Source organism: Sulfitobacter mediterraneus, assembly GCF_003054325.1.
Taxonomy (GTDB): Bacteria; Pseudomonadota; Alphaproteobacteria; order Rhodobacterales; family Rhodobacteraceae; genus Sulfitobacter; species Sulfitobacter mediterraneus.
The window spans coordinates 22,128-38,825 of sequence record NZ_QBKU01000004.1 but is presented as its reverse complement, the minus strand read 5'-3'; the positions used below and the strand labels follow the sequence as shown (position 1 = coordinate 38,825).

General features: G+C 57.9%; 17 protein-coding genes. 8 read left to right on the top strand and 9 right to left on the bottom strand.

Annotated features, from left to right (window positions below):
• Positions 1 to 41 precede the first annotated feature (41 nt).
• Positions 42 to 1,004 carry a hypothetical protein gene (locus C8N31_RS07475; RefSeq protein WP_107992357.1) on the bottom strand — a complete coding sequence of 321 codons (963 nt, stop codon included), beginning with the start codon at positions 1,002 to 1,004 and terminating at the stop codon, positions 42 to 44.
• Positions 1,005 to 1,269: 265 nt separating this feature from the next.
• Here C8N31_RS07475 and ttcA point away from each other — a divergent pair, with 265 nt between their 5' ends.
• From ttcA to C8N31_RS07435, 8 genes are all read left to right on the top strand, one after another.
• On the top strand, positions 1,270 to 2,121 hold the full coding sequence (gene ttcA, locus C8N31_RS07470) for a tRNA 2-thiocytidine(32) synthetase TtcA (RefSeq protein WP_037918345.1): 852 nt from the start codon (positions 1,270 to 1,272) through the stop codon (positions 2,119 to 2,121).
• Positions 2,122 to 2,199: 78 nt separating this feature from the next.
• A complete protein-coding gene (locus tag C8N31_RS07465; protein ID WP_025048054.1) occupies positions 2,200 to 3,741 on the top strand; it encodes a putative bifunctional diguanylate cyclase/phosphodiesterase in 1,542 nt (513 codons plus the stop codon).
• A 162-nt stretch (positions 3,742 to 3,903) separates the two neighbouring features.
• Positions 3,904 to 5,718 (top strand): membrane protein insertase YidC, encoded by a 1,815-nt coding sequence (yidC, locus tag C8N31_RS07460; protein WP_025048055.1) that lies wholly within the window; start codon positions 3,904 to 3,906, stop codon positions 5,716 to 5,718.
• Positions 5,718 to 6,458, top strand: coding sequence for an MOSC domain-containing protein (locus C8N31_RS07455; RefSeq protein ID WP_025048056.1), 741 nt, complete (start codon positions 5,718 to 5,720; stop codon positions 6,456 to 6,458). The genes yidC and C8N31_RS07455 overlap by 1 nt, the downstream gene beginning before the upstream one ends.
• Position 6,459: 1 nt before the next feature.
• Entirely contained in the window at positions 6,460 to 7,110 is a 651-nt protein-coding gene (gene yihA, locus C8N31_RS07450) for a ribosome biogenesis GTP-binding protein YihA/YsxC (RefSeq protein ID WP_025048057.1), read from the top strand.
• 41 nt (positions 7,111 to 7,151) lie between these two features.
• Positions 7,152 to 8,015, top strand: a complete 864-nt coding sequence (gene argB / locus C8N31_RS07445; protein WP_025048058.1) for an acetylglutamate kinase — start codon at positions 7,152 to 7,154, stop codon at positions 8,013 to 8,015.
• Positions 8,012 to 8,665: a hypothetical protein gene (locus tag C8N31_RS07440; RefSeq protein WP_025048059.1), complete on the top strand. Its 654-nt coding sequence runs from the start codon at positions 8,012 to 8,014 to the stop codon at positions 8,663 to 8,665. The genes argB and C8N31_RS07440 overlap by 4 nt, the downstream gene beginning before the upstream one ends.
• Before the next feature lies 1 nt (position 8,666).
• Positions 8,667 to 9,158 carry a SixA phosphatase family protein gene (locus tag C8N31_RS07435; RefSeq protein ID WP_025048060.1) on the top strand — a complete coding sequence of 164 codons (492 nt, stop codon included), beginning with the start codon at positions 8,667 to 8,669 and terminating at the stop codon, positions 9,156 to 9,158.
• A 30-nt stretch (positions 9,159 to 9,188) separates the two neighbouring features.
• Here the strand turns inward: C8N31_RS07435 and C8N31_RS07430 are convergent, their stop codons facing one another.
• From C8N31_RS07430 to crcB, 8 genes are all read right to left on the bottom strand, one after another.
• Positions 9,189 to 9,956 (bottom strand): amino acid ABC transporter ATP-binding protein, encoded by a 768-nt coding sequence (locus C8N31_RS07430; protein WP_025048061.1) that lies wholly within the window; start codon positions 9,954 to 9,956, stop codon positions 9,189 to 9,191.
• A 15-nt stretch (positions 9,957 to 9,971) separates the two neighbouring features.
• Positions 9,972 to 11,270, bottom strand: coding sequence for an amino acid ABC transporter permease (locus tag C8N31_RS07425; protein ID WP_025048062.1), 1,299 nt, complete (start codon positions 11,268 to 11,270; stop codon positions 9,972 to 9,974).
• Position 11,271: 1 nt separating this feature from the next.
• On the bottom strand, positions 11,272 to 12,498 hold the full coding sequence (locus C8N31_RS07420; RefSeq protein ID WP_025048063.1) for an amino acid ABC transporter permease: 1,227 nt from the start codon (positions 12,496 to 12,498) through the stop codon (positions 11,272 to 11,274).
• 149 nt (positions 12,499 to 12,647) lie between these two features.
• Positions 12,648 to 13,664 (bottom strand): amino acid ABC transporter substrate-binding protein, encoded by a 1,017-nt coding sequence (locus tag C8N31_RS07415; RefSeq protein ID WP_025048064.1) that lies wholly within the window; start codon positions 13,662 to 13,664, stop codon positions 12,648 to 12,650.
• 209 nt (positions 13,665 to 13,873) lie between these two features.
• Positions 13,874 to 14,590, bottom strand: a complete 717-nt coding sequence (locus C8N31_RS07410) for an ATP12 family chaperone protein (RefSeq protein WP_025048065.1) — start codon at positions 14,588 to 14,590, stop codon at positions 13,874 to 13,876.
• Positions 14,587 to 15,270, bottom strand: coding sequence for an HAD-IA family hydrolase (locus C8N31_RS07405; RefSeq protein WP_025048066.1), 684 nt, complete (start codon positions 15,268 to 15,270; stop codon positions 14,587 to 14,589). The genes C8N31_RS07410 and C8N31_RS07405 overlap by 4 nt, the downstream gene beginning before the upstream one ends.
• A complete protein-coding gene (locus tag C8N31_RS07400; RefSeq protein ID WP_025048067.1) occupies positions 15,267 to 16,316 on the bottom strand; it encodes an RluA family pseudouridine synthase in 1,050 nt (349 codons plus the stop codon). The genes C8N31_RS07405 and C8N31_RS07400 overlap by 4 nt, the downstream gene beginning before the upstream one ends.
• Positions 16,313 to 16,693, bottom strand: coding sequence for a fluoride efflux transporter CrcB (gene crcB, locus C8N31_RS07395; protein ID WP_025048068.1), 381 nt, complete (start codon positions 16,691 to 16,693; stop codon positions 16,313 to 16,315). Before crcB ends, C8N31_RS07400 begins: the two co-directional genes overlap by 4 nt.
• Positions 16,694 to 16,698 lie beyond the last annotated feature (5 nt).

The window sequence follows — 16,698 nt, the reverse complement described above, 5'->3', positions numbered from 1 at the left end:
TGAAGCAACGGAGATTTCTCGCAAGAGATCACCCCTACATTTCACCGTTCCAGCACAAATTCATCCGTGCTGTCGGCAGCTGGAGGTCGCCAACGGCTGCCTAGGGCGAAATGCTCTCTGGCGAGCCGGGCAAGCTGCGGCGAGCGGCGCGCATGGGTTGCCATCTTGTCCCCGATCATCCGGCGGGTGCCACGCGGGCCGTTGCGGTATTGCAGCGCCAGCGCCTGCACCAGACGAGCTTGCGTGCTTTCGGGCAGATCGCCCCGCTCTAGATATTCCTCAAAAATTCGCTGAACCCCAGGCTTGCCGTTTAGCTCAATCAACGCCACCGCATAGGCACCAAGGTAAGGCAGATCCTGCCCCACCGCCTTGTCCAGTTCGGCTGTGAGATACCCAGCATACGCGCGGTCTTTGGACAGGCCCGCAAGCAACACACGGATCGGCAGAAGCTCTTCATCGCCCGATGCCAGATCCTGCGGCAGCCGCTGCACCTTGGCTAGCGGCGCGGCGCGCAATGCGGCGTATGGCACGCGGTCCAGCTCTTCCAAGGCCAGCTTCCGCACTTGAGGGTTGGGGTCGTTGATTAACCGGGCAAAAAACCGCAGGCGTGGCCCGTCATCTCCGTAGATCCAGTTGGATTGCTGCGCCATCACCTGAGTGAGCACATGGGCAAAACCGTCCTCCATCACCGCCAGCGGCAGCCAATGGCCATAGGCTCCATCCCGCGCCAGCAGCACCAGATCAGCCTGCGGGGTTGTCAATCGCCAGCCGGGTGGCACCTCAACCTCTGTCAGGGACGGTCCTGCCAGTGTCTGCACCACCTTGTACTGCCCTGCTCCGCCCGCCACCGGGTGGCCCAGCGCCACCTGTTCGGTCGCCAGCAGGACATCAACCAAGGTTGGATTTGGTGTATAGCCGTGGAAGGCACAAGCATGCGCACCGCCTGAGCCCAGCGTCAGCGCCGCAGCCAGCGCCCACGCCAGATGCCATCTGCATTTTCCCATGACAGGCCCCATTCTTTGGCGGTTCTTGCCTTTACCCCAAGGTGTGCCGCCCCGCGCCAAGGGTCAAGACACACTCACGTCAGCAACTCCCGATCCAGATGATCAGATTGCCCGCCGCCTGCACATCTATTCGGTGCGCTTCCTGCCCATGATCAACCTCACATCCTCATTGAAGCGCCATGAGCGTCGCGCAAAGCTGCCAATGGCCCCAATCCATCTTATTCGGCGGATTGTGCAGCGCCCCGCCAGCAGCTACAGAAAGCCCATGCTTGATCAACCAGATGAAATTCACGCCCTGTTTCAAGGCGCCCCGCAGACCACGGAGTTCAAAAAGCTCCGCAAGCGCATCGTTCGTTACACCCGCGAGGCGATTGAGCAATACGGCATGGTCCCGCCCGAGGCCCACGACGCGGGTGCGACCAAGCCAAAGTGGTTGGTGTGTTTGTCCGGGGGCAAAGACAGCTATACCCTGCTTGCTGTCCTGCACGAGTTGCAATGGCGCGGCCTTCTGCCTGTCGATATTCTGGCCTGCAATCTGGATCAGGGGCAGCCCGGCTTTCCCGCCACTGTGCTCCCCGCATTCCTTGAGAAAATGGGTGTACCGCATCGGATTGAGTATCAAGACACTTATTCGATCGTGATGGACAAAGTGCCCGAAGGACGGACATTCTGTGCCCTGTGTTCGCGCCTGCGGCGCGGCAATCTCTACCGCATCGCCCGCGAGGAAGGCTGCTCTGCCGTTGTGCTGGGCCACCATCGCGACGACATTCTAGAGACATTTTTCATGAACCTGTTTCACGGCGGGCGACTGGCCACGATGCCTCCAAAACTGGTGAACGAAGAGGGCGATCTGTTTGTGTTTCGCCCCCTCGCCCATGTGGCAGAGGTTGATTGCGAGAAATTTGCAGCTGCGATGAACTATCCGATCATCCCTTGTGACCTTTGCGGATCGCAAGATGGCCTGCAACGTCAACAGGTTAAGGCCATTCTTGATGGTTGGGAACGCAACAGCCCCGGCCGCCGGCAAGTGATGTTTCGGGCGTTGATGAATGCCAGACCGTCGCATTTGCTGGACCCCAAACTGTTCGATTTCACCGGGCTTTCCCTCAAGACCTGAAAAATTCTAACTAAATCAAAATCAAAAAGCTGTGGGTCGTTAACCCGTGCCTGACCGGCGATGGCTTAAGCACTGGTCATGGCAAGAAAACAGATCTCCCTGTTGACCCGCATGCACCAGTTTTGGGCGAGGGCGCTCGCTTGGCCGCCGCTGCTTGCCTTTCTTCCGGCAATTTCTCTCATTGTGTTCTGGTTCGGTGGTGAACGGGCCCTGATTATGATTTCGGCGCTTCTGCCCCTGATCTATCTGGCCAGCGGACGAATGCAAAAGGGGTTCCTTCACCCCCGTGACGCGATCAGCGGTCTGCTGCAACGCAGCGCGTTCGAAGATCTTGTCGAGCAAACCTATCTGGCCGTTGAGGCCAAGGGGCAAAACGCGGCAATCCTCTGTGTGATCCTCGACGAATACGATCAGGTTGTCGAACGTTATGGCCAATCCGCCGCAGATCTGGTTGTCCGCCGGGTAGGTGAACGTATGACCTCTGCCTTGCGGGCAGATGATGCAATCGGTCAATATGATGAGGCGCAATTTGCGATCTGCACGTCCTCGGTCCGCCAGTTGGATCTGGAGCTATGCATCCAATTGGCGGGCCGCATTCAATCTGCTATCGAAGATCCGATTTCCGTCGAAGGGTTCAGCATCTATGTCTCTGCATCCGTTGGCTTTTGCCACATCAAACGGGCACCGGGACACACCGGCGCGGCATGGCTCGACGCGGCGCTGATCGCACTGCGCGACGCGGGTCGGCACGCCCCTTCAGCAATCCGCGCCTATTCAGATCAAATGAAAAAGGAAACCCGCACCCGCGCCGAGCTGCGAGAGGAAGTTGCCGCCGCACTGGAGGCAGGACAGATCCAGCCTTGGTTCCAGCCGCAAATCTCAACAGACACCGGGCAAATCACCGGTTTTGAAGCACTGGCACGTTGGTCACATCCCATTCGCGGATTGATTTCGCCGGCAGAGTTTTTGCCAGCGATTGAGGAGGCCGGATTGCTTGAACGACTGGCCGAAGTGATGATGTACCACGCCTTTGCCGCGCTCAAAGCATGGGATGGCGCATCCCTTGATGTGCCGCAAGTTGGCGTAAACTTCGCCGGATCGGAGCTGAACAATCCGCGCCTGACAGAGAAAATCAAATGGGAGCTGGACCGCTTCGATCTGACCCCGGACCGTTTGGCAGTCGAAGTTCTGGAAACCGTTGTCGCAAATTCCCCCGATGACGTGATCACCCGCAATATCAACGCCCTGGGGCAATTGGGGTGCCGTATTGATCTGGATGATTTCGGAACCGGCCATGCCTCCATCGCGTCGATCCGGAGGTTTTCGGTCAGCCGGATCAAAATCGATCGTTCCTTTGTCATGAAGGCGGACCGCGACCCGGAACAACAACGCATGATCAGCGCCATCCTGACCATGGCCGAAAGACTGGGAATCGAGACGTTGGCGGAAGGTGTCGAAACCGTTGGCGAACACGTGCTCTTGGCGCAGTTGGGGTGTGATCACGTGCAGGGTTTCGGCATCGCGCGGCCCATGCCGTTTGAACAAACTTTGGACTGGATCACCCGCCATACAGCCAAGCTTGAAGATGTGCCGCGCATCATGGACGGCAAAGGAAAGTAGCACGCCCGCAAGCCCCCGATTGGCCCGCATTCGCGCTCAAAGCCACAAAACCACGCTGTTGCGGCCCTTGGACCCGCCCGGCAGACCCGAATCTGCTTGACCTTTAGGTCTGCACTCTGTTCAACCCACGCTGATATTAAGAGACATTAGGTGGCTGTCCCAATGGACGAACAGAACAAGAATCTAATCCTTGCAACGGCACTCAGTTTCATCGTGATCCTTGTTTGGTTCGTGTTTTTCCCGCCGCCCGAGCCGGATACGCCCATCGACGGTACGGTGCAAACCACTGAGGCAGACGCCACAGTTCCGGCCGCCCCTGCCGATACGGCTGCCACGCCGATCGCAACCGACACTGGCGCAGCGGCCCCGGCATTGGCCGAAGCGCCGCGCGTCCAGATCGAAACACCGCGCATCATCGGTTCGATTTCGCTTTTGGGTGGCCGGATCGATGATCTGAAACTCAAGGACTACCGCACCACTCTGGACGACGACGCACCGATCGTCACCATGCTGTCCCCGCAAGGGTCCGCAGATGCATATTACGCGCTGCAAGGCTGGGCTGCCGGCGCAGGCATCGACCCCTCTGCTGTACCCGGCCCGGAAACGTCATGGACATTGGCCAGCGGTGACATGCTTTCTGTTGGCACTCCCGTCACCCTGACATGGGACAATGGCGCAGGTCAGGTATTTGGCCGCACCATCGCAGTGGATGAAAACTATATGTTCACCCTGACCCAAAGCGTCACCAACAATGGCGGCGCGCCGGTCAGCATCGCGCCATACGGCATGATCGTGCAACACACCCTGCCCGACGATCTGGAAAACTTCTTTATCCTGCACGAAGGTGCGGTTGCCGTCGCCGACGGTGAGCTCAGCGAAACAGACTGGGACGACATCGCCGAGGCGGACCTGAACCAGAAATGGGGCCGCCAAGCCATCGTACAAGAAGACGTGCAAGAAGGCTGGATCGGCTTTACCGACCACTTCTGGCAGGCCATCATGATCCCGTCCAATGGCCAGACCTTTGATCAGGCGCTGACTTATGACGCACGGTCCGAGGTTTACCGCGCTGTCACGCGTCTGCCCACGCAAACCATCGCCGCCGGCGCTTCCAGCGAAGTCAGCACACAGTTTTTTGCAGGGGCCAAAGAATGGGGCATCCTGCGGGAATATGAATCCGCAGGCGTGGCCAAGTTCATCGACAGCATCGACTGGGGTATCTTCTTTTTCCTCACCAAGCCAATTTTCTGGTTGCTGCACGAATTGAACAAACTGATCGGCAATATGGGCTGGTCGATCATCGGCCTGACCCTGATCATCAAGGCGATCCTGTTCCCGCTGGCCTATAAATCTTACGTCTCGATGGCCAAGATGAAAGAGCTTCAGCCGCAGATGGAGAAGCTCAAGGCGGAAGCTGGCGAAGACCGCCAGAAGATGCAGCAGGGCATGATGGAGCTTTACAAAAAGGAAAAGGTGAACCCCGCCGCGGGTTGTTTGCCGATCCTCTTGCAGATCCCGATCTTTTTCTCGCTCTACAAAGTGATCTTTGTGACCATCGAACTGCGCCACGCACCGTTCTTTGGCCCCTTCCAGGATCTCTCCGCCCCTGATCCAACCTCGCTGTTCAACCTCTTTGGCCTCTTGCCCTGGAGTGGTCCAGAGGCAGGCAGCATCATGGCGCTGGTCTTTATCGGTATCTTGCCGCTGCTTTTGGGCATCTCCATGTGGCTTCAGCAAAAGCTGAACCCGGCGCCCACGGACCCGACACAGCAGATGATCTTTGCATGGATGCCTTGGGTGTTCATGTTCATGCTGGGCAGTTTTGCCAGCGGTCTGGTCGTCTACTGGATTGCCAACAACACCATCACCTTTACGCAGCAATACCTGATCATGCGCAGTCAGGGTTACAAGCCTGACCTGCTTGGCAACATCACGGGCAGCTTCAAGCGTAAACCAAAGGCGGATGCGGACAAGTAATGCAGGTTTCCGCGCTTTATCGTCATCCGCTCAAAAGTCATGGGCGCGAAGCCCTTGATGCGGTGACGCTGAGCGCGGGGCAATCCATGCCTTTTGACCGCACCTGGGCCGTTGCCCATGACGCGTCCCGGGCCGATGGCACCGAATGGGCGCCCTGCGCCAACTTCAGTCGCGGCTCCAAAGCGCCCAAACTGATGGCGATCAATGCGGTGCTGAACGATGGCACAGGCCAGTTGACACTGACCCATCCAGAGCGACCTGACCTGACATTCGCACCAGACACCGAAGGCGACAAACTGCTCGACTGGGTTGCGCCGCTGGTCCCACAAGACCGTGCCCTGCCCGACCGCATTTTGCGATTGGATAACCGCGGATTTACCGACACCGATTTTGCCTCGATCAGCCTGTGCAACACGGCCTCTCATGCCGCCGTTTCCGACAAGGCTGGGCGAGACCTGTCGCCGCTGCGCTGGCGTGGCAATATCTGGTTTGATGGTGCCGAGCCTTGGGAAGAGCTGAACTGGATCGGCAAGGAACTGGCCCTGGGCGAGGCACGCTTGACAGTGCGCGAGCCGATCCTGCGCTGCCTTGCCACCACAGCAAACCCTGAGACGGGCGTGCGCGATGTCGACACATTGGCCCTTCTGAACGGCCATTGGGACCATCAGGATTTTGGCATTTATGCCGAAGTAACACAGGCCGGGCGTGTGGCGCTTGGCGATACATTGGCGGTGCTCTGACATGCAGATGACCTTCACTTTGGCCGAAGAACCGGACGCACAGACCGCCGAACGTGGCCGGCTTTTGTTTGCGGGTGAAACCGACTTTGTCAAAGGCGTGGTGGCGATGTCCGGCCTGCCGGATCCTGACCGGATGGAGGTTTGCTTTGCCGGGCGGTCCAACGTTGGTAAATCCAGCCTGATCAACGCGTTAACTGGCACCAAAGCCTTGGCACGGGCGTCCAATACACCCGGACGCACCCAAGAGATCAACTTTTTCACCGCTGGTGAAAGCCACTACCTCGTGGATTTGCCGGGCTATGGCTATGCCAATGCGCCCCTGCCCTTTGTCGAAAAGTGGCAACGTCTGCTCAAGCAATATCTGTCAGGGCGTCAGACCCTGCGCCGGGCGTTTGTGCTGATTGATGCACGCCATGGCGTGAAAAAGGTCGATGACGAGATCATGAGCCTGCTCGACAGCTCTGCCGTGACCTTTCAGGTGGTGCTGACCAAGGCCGACAAGGTCAAGGAAAAGGAACGCGAAAAGATTTTGGAACAGGTGCGCGGCGCCCTAACCAAACACCCCGCGGCCTATCCTGAAATTGTCGTCACCTCTTCCGAAAAGGGCTGGGGCATTCCCACGTTGCGTGCCATCATCGCCACGCTGGAATGATCTGAATCAGGCACCTATGCTGTCTGGACCAAAGGCCGAAGATGAGAAAACAAGACATGAACCGCGATTGGATTTCCACCGCCCAGACGCTCAGTCAGGCGCTCCCCTATCTGCAACGCTATGCCGATGCCACTGTGGTGATCAAACTGGGCGGGCATGCCATGGGCAGCGATGAGGCGATGCAAGAATTTGCCCGCGACGTGACCCTGATGCGGCAGATTGGCGTGAACCCTGTGGTGGTGCATGGCGGCGGGCCGATGATCAACGCCATGCTCAAGCGGCTTGATATCCAGTCGGAATTTGTAGATGGCAAGCGCGTGACCGATGCCGCCACCATGGAAGTGGTGGAAATGGTACTGTCCGGTCTGGTCAATGCACGGATTGTGCAGGCGATCACAGAACAGGGCGGCCGTGCGGTCGGCCTGTCGGGCAAGGACAGCGGTCTGATTCTGTGCGAGCCTGAGAACCCCGCTTTGGGCCTTGTTGGCAAGCCAAGCAAGGTCGATCCGCGGGTGCTGCGTGATCTGGCGGACAAAGGCATCATTCCCGTGATTGCACCGCTTGGTATGGGCGCGAACGGCGAGACATTTAACATCAATGGTGACACGGCAGCGGGGGCCATTGCCTCGGCGCTGAAGGCGGATCGTCTGTTGCTTTTGACGGATGTGGCTGGCGTCAAGAATGGCGATGGTGAGGTTCTGACTGAGCTAACGCCAGATCAGATCCGGGACATGGTGGCCGATGGCACCATCGCAGGCGGCATGATCCCCAAAACAGAAACCGCGCTGGCCGCGATTGACGGGGGTGTTCGCGCCGCCGTGATCATTGATGGCCGTGCGCCCAATGCCTGCCTGCTTGAGCTGTTTACCGAACACGGTGCAGGCAGCATCATCCGCAAGGGATGACACTGGCGCGGCTGCAGCAGGCCGCGACTGCGCGGCAACTCACGATCCTTGGCGGTTTTCACCCCACGGCTGACGATGCCGCCCCGGAGGGCTGCGCCACCTTGATCCTGCTTGGCCCGGATGAACCTGCGTTCTGGCCCGCCCTCACCCAAAGCCCTGAATGGCAAGACGGCTCTCCTGATCCGGTGGATCGTTGGTCGGAACGGGTGATTGGCGACTGGGCCGCAGAACTGGGCGCAACACCGCTGTTTCCCTTTGGCGGCGCCCCCTTCCTACCATTCTATAGCTGGGCGCTACGCACGGGCCGCATTCACAGCTCTCCGGTGCAATTTCTGGTTCATGATCAGGGGGGGCTTTTTGTATCCTTTCGCGGTGCATTGGCCCTGCGCGAACACATCGACCTGCCGCCGCCCCCGGCAAATCCCTGTGACAGTTGCGCAGCGCAGCCCTGCCGCACCGCCTGCCCCATCGGGGCGCTGGTGCCGTCCGGATACGACACGGCACGCTGTCGGGCCTTTCTGGGCACGCCAGAGGGCGCAGACAGCCTGCAAAATGGATGCGGCGTGCGGCGCAGTTGCCCGGTCTCGCAACGCTTTGGCCGCCTGCCCGCGCAATCAGCCTATCACATGCAACAATTCAAAGGGGACTAAGATGAAACGCCTGATTTTGATGCGCCACGCCAAATCCGATTGGTCCGGCGGCGCCAGCAGCGATCATGACCGCCCCCTGAACCCGCGTGGCCGCAAGGGTGCTGCAACCTTGGGGGACTGGCTGCGCCGTGAGGGGCTGATCCCCGATCAGGTGCTGTGCTCCTCTGCGATCCGCACGCGTGAGACCTTGGTCCGGTTGGATCTGCCGACAGAGATTGAAACCACGTTTGCCCGCACACTCTATCTGGCAACCCACCACGAGATCCTCAAAGAACTGCGCAAAGCCGAAGGTGACTGCGTTCTGGTGATCGGCCACAATCCGGGCATTTCCATTGTCGCTGCTGAAATCGTGGCGCAGATGCCAGATGATCCCGACTTTCAGCGATATCCAACGGGTGCAACGCTGGTTGCGGATTTTGATATCGACCTTTGGGCAGATGCCGACTGGGGACAAGCAAACGCGCGACACTTTGTGGTGCCGCGCGCGCTTTGATCTGTAGGGCGGGGTTTAACCCGCCACAGCTTAGTGACCCAAAATCTGGCTCAAGAACAACTGTGTCCGTGGGGACTGCGGGTTGTTAAAGAACTCTTCTGGCTCGTTCTGTTCGACGATCTGACCTTCATCCATAAAGATCACGCGGTTCGCCACCTGACGGGCAAAACCCATCTCGTGCGTTACGCAAAGCATGGTCATGCCTTCTTCGGCAAGCTCGATCATGGTGTCGAGAACCTCTTTGATCATCTCAGGATCAAGCGCCGATGTTGGTTCATCGAACAACATGATCCGCGGCTTCATGCAGAGCGAGCGGGCAATCGCCACACGCTGCTGCTGACCGCCGGACAACTGACCGGGGTACTTGTTCGCCTGATCCGGGATTTTCACCTTTTCGAGGTAATGCATCGCCACTTCTTCGGCTTCTTTCTTGGGCGTTTTACGCACCCAGATCGGAGCCAAAGTCAGGTTTTCCAGAATGCTCAGATGCGGGAAGAGGTTGAAGTGCTGAAAGCACATGCCGACCTCTGACCGGATCTTGTCGATGTTTTTCAGGTCCGAAGACAGCAAGGTGCCATCCACGGTGATCGACCCTTTCTGGTGCTCTTCCAATGCGTTGATGCAACGGATCAGCGTTGATTTACCGGACCCGGAAGGCCCGCAAATCACGATGCGCTCCCCCTCATATACGGTCAGGTCAATGTCACGCAGCACATGGAAGCTGCCGTACCATTTGTTCATTTGTTGGATGGAGATCGCGACTTCGTCGGATACTTTCATCTGTGCGGTTTCGGCCATGCCTAAACCCTCCCTTTAACGATGGTCTGTCGCAAGACGGCGTTCCAGCCACTGCGAATATTGTGAGATGCCGTAGCAAACGACGAAGAACAGAAGTGCGGCAAAGCCCAAAAGCTCCCAGTACACCCCGTTCCAATCTGTGGACGCAAGGATCGGACCCCGGATCATGCCGACGAGGTCGAACATGGAGATCACCGAAACAAGTGTGGTGTCTTTGAACAGACCCACCGCAATGTTCACGATGCCCGGAATGGAGATCTTGAGCGCCTGTGGCAGGATGATCAGCCGCATCGCTTGCGGATAATCAAGGCCCAGACTGTCGGCCGCTTCATACTGTCCTTTGGGAAGGGCCGCGAGGCCACCCCGGATCACTTCGGCGATATAGGCCGAAGAGAACATGGTGATCATGATCACCACACGCAGGAACAGATCCACACCGGAACCGGGTGGGAAGAAGTACGCCAGCATAACGTTTGCCACAAACAGCAAGGTAATCAGCGGCACGCCACGAATAAATTCGATGAAGACCACACAGATCCACTTGATCAGCGGCATGGAGGATTGACGACCCAGTGCCAGTGCAATGCCAATCGGCAAAGACAGCGACACACAAGTCACACCAAGCATCATGTTGAGCATAAAGCCCCCCATGTCACGGCTTGGCACAGCTTCCAGAAACGGCGTTTCCGAGGCCAAAGCACCCGTCAGATAGCTGCCGACCACCCAGGCGATGATCGCGGCAGCGATACCACCAAAGAACCCGATCGCAAAACTGCGATGCACCAGATGGCTGTAGACGTAGTAACCAACACCAAAACCGGCCAGTGCAAACAGTGGCGCCCAGATCGTGCCGCCCCAGATCAGGTAGTAAGCGATAAAGGGGTAAAGCGCCGTCACGATCAGCAGCTTGCGCGGCAGATCAAAGAACAACACCGGTGCAGCGGCCACAAACAGCAGCACAAAGGCCACTGTTGGACGCCAGTAAAGATCAACCGGATATTTGAACCCGAACAGCAACTGGTTCCAGCGGTCCGTCAGAACCGAGAAACAGGCCGCTGATCTGCCCTGAAGCACCTCACGGCATTCAGCCAAGGACGAAGTTGTCCAAAGCCCGCCAAAGATCCAAGGCAGAGTTGCCGACAGGACCAGAAAGATCACATAGATCGCGGCAACGGTCAGAAGGGCATTTGCCCAAGTGGCGAACAGGTTATCGCGCATCCATTTTACCGGGCCTGCCGCATTGGCAGGAGCCGGGGATGGCGGGATCGCAGTGTCGCGCACGAAGGCGACGGACTGTGCATGTGTATCTGACATCTCAGCGCTCCTTCAGTTTCATGGCGTTGTTGTACACGTTCATCACCGCAGAGATCACCAACGAGATCACAAGATAGAACAACATCAGCAGCAGGATGCATTCAATCGCGCGGCCTGTTTGGTTCAATGTGATACCGCCCAGCGTCGCTGTAATGTCTGCATAGCCAACAGCGATTGCCAGAGACGAGTTTTTGGTAATATTCAGATATTGTGAAATCAGCGGCGGAATGATCACCCGCAGGGCTTGAGGCAAAACAACAAGGCTCATCACCCGGTTGGAGCGCAGACCCAGCGCAGAGGCTGCTTCTGTCTGACCTTTGGACACCGCCTGAATACCCGCTCGCACGTTTTCTGCGATAAAGGCGCCGGTATAGATCGACAAGGCAAACCACAGCGCAATCAGCGGACCACCGATTTTGATCCCACCTTTGAAGTTAAAGCCTTTCAGCTCTGGTACTTCCCAAGTCAGCCCAAGGATCGTCAGCAAAACGATCACCGGCACAAACCAGATTGCCAGATTGACCCAAAGCGTTTTGGGCCGCACGCCTGTTTCAGCTTGTTTCCGATCAGCACTGGCCGCGACAGCGCGAGTGGCAAAGAGCGAGGCCAAAAGAACCGCGATTACCAAAAGCCAATCTATTGCGCCGCCAAACCCATTGGTGAATTGCGGACCAGGCGTGTAAACACCCCGATTGGTAAAGGCAAACAAATCCAGGAACATCGACGACGTCGCATTGTCGCCGCGGAATTCTCGCGGACCAGGCAGAACGGCCGTCATGATCGTAAAGATAATGATAACCCAGATCAGCACCGGAATATTGCGGAAGATCTCGACATAGAATGCCATGAGCTTGCGCACGAGCCAGTTGTTCGACAGGCGCAGGACACCGGCCAGAACACCAAAGACGGTTGCGGTGATACAGGCCAGAGAGGCAACCAGAAGGGTGTTCAGAATGCCGACAATTGCGGCCTGAAGGTTGCTAGATTGACTGTTATAGTCGACCAGCGTCTGGTTGATGTCATAACCTGCAGGGCTTCCCAAGAAGTCAAAGGAGATGTTAAGCCCCGCCGCTTTCAGGTTGGCCGAGAGATTTGAGTAAAGGTAGAACAAGGCAAGTGCCAGCAGGATCGCGGCAATGGCTTGCATCGTTCCGGACCGATAGCGGGTATCGTTCAGCAGCATAGATAGCCGGAACGACTCCGTAGGAGGGTCGGTAAATGTTGTCATGAAGCTGTTCCCCGTGTCCCGGACCTTGTTATTTGCCACTTTGAGCGTGACGTGGTTCCGGGTCATTATTGGTCGCTGCTATGAATTGTACAGCGTGGTCGTGATAGACAAAGGGCGCAGGATGATCCTGCGCCCTTTGGTATTGGTTCTTAGCGGAAAGGAGGCGAGTACAGCAGACCGCCGTCTGTCCACTGAGAGTTCAGACCACGGGCCAAACCGATTGGTGTCTCTTCGCCGATGTTCTTGGCAAAGATTTCACCGTAGTTGCCCTGTGTTTCGATTGCGCGCTTGGCCCAATCTGCGTCCAAGCCGAGCATTTCACCAAGTGTACCTTCGGTACCCAGCAAACGGGCGATCTCAGGGTTGTTGGTAGAAGCCGCCATTTCGCCAACGTTGGCGGAAGACACACCCAGCTCTTCAGCTGTGATCAGTGCGTTCAGTGTCCAGCGGACAACGTCACCCCATTCGCTGTCGCCGTGGCGAACAAGCGGGCCGAGTGGCTCTTTGGAGATGATCTCTGGCAGCAGTGTGTGGCCGGCAGGATCTTCGAATGTCGCACGTGTCGCGGCCAGACCGGACGCGTCCGTTGTGTAAACGTCGCAAGCGCCAGCAAGGTACTGCTGTTGTGCTTCGGCGTTTGTTTCGATTGGCACCGGCTCATAGCTGATGTTGTTAGCGCGGAAGAAGTCGGCCAGGTTCAGTTCGGTTGTTGTACCGGTCTGAATGCAGACTGTTGCGCCATCAAGATCTTTCGCGGAGGAAACACCAAGGTCTTTTGGAACCATAAAGCCCTGACCGTCATAGTAGTTCACGCCAACAAAATCGAACTTCAGATCGACATCGCGGGAGAACGTCCAAGTGGTGTTACGTGCCAGCATGTCGATTTCGCCGGACGCCAACGCGGTAAAGCGTGTTTTACCGGTTGTTGGAACGAATTCTACAGCTGTTGCGTCACCCAGAACGCCAGCTGCAACCGCGCGGCATACCGCAACGTCAAAGCCTTTCCATTCGCCGTTCGCATCGGGGGCAGCAAAGCCCACCAGACCCGTGGTCACGCCGCAGTTCAGTTTACCGCGTGCTTTCACATCGTCCAGTGTACCGGCCGCTGCTGCACCGGCAGCAAGACCCGCAACGGTCAGTGCGCCGAAAATTACAGATTTTTTCATGTTAACCTCTTCCTGATAGTCCGCCACGTTTTGGGCGGTTATACCGACCCGTTGATCGGGCCGGAGGCGATACGTCGCAGGGCAAGCCTGCTCAGTGCATCGCAGTCTGCTCGAAATCGGGCTGCAAGGTCAAGGGTGGGTTGTGCAAAAAGCAGGCGCAAACTGGTGCGAATCTATGGGTGAACCCTGCTTCTCTAAGTCAACCCCAGTTAGACATCGCAACAAAGGGTGAACATACGCTCGGCATGTTGAAAACTGGACTTTTTCAACGATGTTAGCGCCTCAGCTTCATCATCGACGCCCCATTGTTCGATCTGCCAGATCTCATCAAGCCGCGATATGTCCCACAAAGTTTCGATATCGTGCAGTTTTTCGATCGCGGCAAAGCCAAGGACAAGCGAGCCTGACAAGCTCACCAGATCGTGAAATGCCGCCAGCTTAAAGGCATCAAGAGCATGGGTTCGCGCACTGAGCGCCGCCAGTGCGTGCTCGTCTTGGGGTTTGTGTATCACCCCTGTGCGTGGCTCCAGCCGAGCGCCAAGCGTTTCAGCAGCCCAGTCAAGAATCGGATCCCATTGCGCCTCTTGCCGCGCAACCAGTTCTTCTGGGGTATCCGCGCGGTAGCACAGCAGATCGCTATCGCCATAGGCCGCCAGCATATCCGCCACTTCGCCATGTTGGATCAAAACCTTGTCCAAGGCGGCGTTGGCGGTCTTTGTCACCGGCATTGTCTCGGGCTTGATCTCGCCCTCTTGAGCATCCCATTCCAATGCGACCGCCTGCGCCATGGCGCGGGTCGGCAGGATCAGGCTGCGCTTGGCCGGTGTCTTGATGGATCGCCCATCAAGCAGAACCGCAAATCCGCCCTCTGCATGATCCGTAACCTGCGCCTCTTTCCAAAACCGCTTGGCCTTCCAGTCGCTCATCCCGGCATATTCCAGATACGCTCAAGCACTGGTGCCAGTTCAGCATAATCGTCGATCACCACATGGGCATCGCCAAGCCGTTCGGGTGGATGATAGCCCCAGTTGACGCCAATGCCCCGCACCCCTGCGGCGCGGGCCATTTCCATGTCAAAACTGGTATCGCCCACCATCACAGTGTCTGCCGGTTCCACACCCGCGTCCTGCATGGCCTGCAAAATCATCGAAGGGTGCGGCTTGGAGGGATGAAAATCCGCAACCTGCTGGGTCATGAACAACCCGTCCAGCGCGTGACCCTCAATCAACTTATCCAAACCCCGCCGGGATTTCCCCGTGGCAATCCCCAACAAAAACTCCGGCACCGCCTGCAAGCTGCGCAAAGCATCCATCGCGCCCGGATACAGCGGCGAGGATTGCGCCACACCGAATTGCGCCCGCAGCTCCATAAAAGCCGCCTTGTAGCTTTCAATCATTTTCTGGAGCGCGGCCTCTGTCTGATCAGGTGCCAGTGTTGGCATCGCGACATCCAACGACAACCCGACGATGCTGAGCAACTTCGCCCGCTCCGGCAGTGGCGCATCGACCGCCGCAAAGGCGCGGGTCATGGCCGCGACAATATCGCCCTGACTGTCAACGAGCGTTCCATCGACATCAAAAAGCACCAATTTCAATGTGGAGCTCATCCCCAGTCCTCCTCGAACGGGTCGGCAGGCACGTCGCTTGGCGACCATTGAAAGGTCTCCCACGTCCGCTGCATGTGATCCGGCAATGGCGCCACCAGATTGAGGCTGGCCTTGGTCACGGGATGCTCAATGGTCAAAGATCGCGCATGCAGGTGCAGCTTTTTGGAGATATCACCCCCCAACTGCGCGCCCCAGCCGTCGCCCATGTTGTCCTGACCCGATCCGCCGTATTTGCCATCGCCGACAATCGGATGACCAATCTCCGCCATATGCGCCCGCAATTGATGTGTCCGGCCAGTAACGGGAATGAGGGCCGCCCAACAGGTCCGCGTGCCAGCCTGCGCCAGAACCGCATAATCCGTGGTCGCCCGTTTGGCCCCTTCGGTTGAATCGACATCACGCGGATGCACCGCGACCATCTTTTCGCCTTCGCCGCGCGCGCCGTGACCGCCCGCTTTCATCAGGCCAAACTTGATCTGCCCGTTCTTGGGGTGCGGCACACCGGCAACAGCGGCCCAGTAAATCTTGCGGGTCTCGCGGTGCCGAAAAGACGCTGTCAACGCCGCCGCCACACTGCGGGTCCGCGCCATGATCAGGACACCCGATGTATCCTTGTCCAGCCGGTGAACAAGCCGCGGCTTTTCATCCAGATCAAACATCAACGCCTCGGCGAGCGCATCGACATGCCGATCAGATTGCCCCGAACCGCCCTGCACAGGCAGGCCCGGCGGCTTGTTCAGCGCGATCACTTGATCATCGCGGTAAATCACGCATGAACGGATAAACTTGGCATCCGCATCGGTGACGCGCGTGCGTTTTGGTGGCGGCGGCGCTTCGACATCCGGCAATGGCGGGATGCGCACCTCGTGCCCCACTTCCAACCGAGTCGATCCTTTGACCCGCCCGCCATTCACCCGGATCTCGCCCTTGCGGCACATCTTTTCTATGCGCCCCTGCGAGATCAACGGGAACATACGTTTGAACCAGCGGTCCAGACGTTGATCGCCATCACCTTCTTCTACAATCAGGGTCTGAACACGGCTCATACCAAAACTCCTCTGGCCATCCAAAGGCCCAACATCAAACCCGCCACAGACAGGCACACCGACAACGCTACATAAAGCCCTGCCGCACCGATCTGTCCCCGTTCCATCAACGTCACCGTCTCAAGCGAGAACGCCGAAAACGTGGTGAACCCGCCCAAAAGCCCGGTCATCACCAAGGGGCTCAGATGGGTCAAACCGCGATGCGCGGCCACCACCACAAACACGCCCATCAAAAACGACCCGATGACATTCACCGTCAGAATCGCCAGCGGGAATTCTTGCGGGCCAGTCAAGCGCATCATCGCCACACCGGACAGATACCGCAGCGCGGCACCAACAGCACCGCCAAGCGCAACAAGGGACAGGGTTGAAAACATCTGGG

Coding starts and splice junctions, on each gene's coding strand:
- C8N31_RS07475 (WP_107992357.1), bottom strand. CDS start 1,004: ATGGGAAAATGCAGATGGCATCTGGCGTGGGCGCTGGCTGCGGCGCTG.
- ttcA (WP_037918345.1), top strand. CDS start 1,270: ATGCTTGATCAACCAGATGAAATTCACGCCCTGTTTCAAGGCGCCCCG.
- C8N31_RS07465 (WP_025048054.1), top strand. CDS start 2,200: ATGGCAAGAAAACAGATCTCCCTGTTGACCCGCATGCACCAGTTTTGG.
- yidC (WP_025048055.1), top strand. CDS start 3,904: ATGGACGAACAGAACAAGAATCTAATCCTTGCAACGGCACTCAGTTTC.
- C8N31_RS07455 (WP_025048056.1), top strand. CDS start 5,718: ATGCAGGTTTCCGCGCTTTATCGTCATCCGCTCAAAAGTCATGGGCGC.
- yihA (WP_025048057.1), top strand. CDS start 6,460: ATGCAGATGACCTTCACTTTGGCCGAAGAACCGGACGCACAGACCGCC.
- argB (WP_025048058.1), top strand. CDS start 7,152: ATGAGAAAACAAGACATGAACCGCGATTGGATTTCCACCGCCCAGACG.
- C8N31_RS07440 (WP_025048059.1), top strand. CDS start 8,012: ATGACACTGGCGCGGCTGCAGCAGGCCGCGACTGCGCGGCAACTCACG.
- C8N31_RS07435 (WP_025048060.1), top strand. CDS start 8,667: ATGAAACGCCTGATTTTGATGCGCCACGCCAAATCCGATTGGTCCGGC.
- C8N31_RS07430 (WP_025048061.1), bottom strand. CDS start 9,956: ATGGCCGAAACCGCACAGATGAAAGTATCCGACGAAGTCGCGATCTCC.
- C8N31_RS07425 (WP_025048062.1), bottom strand. CDS start 11,270: ATGTCAGATACACATGCACAGTCCGTCGCCTTCGTGCGCGACACTGCG.
- C8N31_RS07420 (WP_025048063.1), bottom strand. CDS start 12,498: ATGACAACATTTACCGACCCTCCTACGGAGTCGTTCCGGCTATCTATG.
- C8N31_RS07415 (WP_025048064.1), bottom strand. CDS start 13,664: ATGAAAAAATCTGTAATTTTCGGCGCACTGACCGTTGCGGGTCTTGCT.
- C8N31_RS07410 (WP_025048065.1), bottom strand. CDS start 14,590: ATGAGCGACTGGAAGGCCAAGCGGTTTTGGAAAGAGGCGCAGGTTACG.
- C8N31_RS07405 (WP_025048066.1), bottom strand. CDS start 15,270: ATGAGCTCCACATTGAAATTGGTGCTTTTTGATGTCGATGGAACGCTC.
- C8N31_RS07400 (WP_025048067.1), bottom strand. CDS start 16,316: ATGAGCCGTGTTCAGACCCTGATTGTAGAAGAAGGTGATGGCGATCAA.
- crcB (WP_025048068.1), bottom strand. CDS start 16,693: ATGTTTTCAACCCTGTCCCTTGTTGCGCTTGGCGGTGCTGTTGGTGCC.